General features: G+C 51.8%; 1 rRNA gene. It reads left to right on the forward strand.

Going from position 1 to position 508, the window contains the following annotated elements:
- A 23S ribosomal RNA gene (locus tag AC0QUY_RS42815) occupies nucleotides 1-508 on the forward strand; the annotation flags it as partial.

Here is a 508-nt window from a genome sequence, read left to right on the forward strand (position 1 = left end):
GGAGCTGTAAGCAAGCTTTGATCCGGAGATTTCCGAATGGGGAAACCCACTGCTCGTAATGGAGCAGTATCCATATCTGAATTCATAGGATATGAGAAGGCAGACCCAGGGAACTGAAACATCTAAGTACCTGGAGGAAGAGAAAGCAAATGCGATTCCCTGAGTAGCGGCGAGCGAAACGGGAACAGCCCAAACCAAGAGGCTTGCCTCTTGGGGTTGTAGGACACTCTGTACGGAGTTACAAAGGAACGAGGTAGATGAAGAGGTCTGGAAAGGCCCGCCATAGGAGGTAACAGCCCTGTAGTCAAAACTTCGTTCTCTCCTGAGTGGATCCTGAGTACGGCGGAACACGTGAAATTCCGTCGGAATCCGGGAGGACCATCTCCCAAGGCTAAATACTCCCTAGCGACCGATAGTGAACCAGTACCGTGAGGGAAAGGTGAAAAGCACCCCGGAAGGGGAGTGAAAGAGATCCTGAAACCGTGTGCCTACAAGTAGTCAGAGCCCG

The organism is Bradyrhizobium sp. WYCCWR15520 (assembly GCF_056174665.1).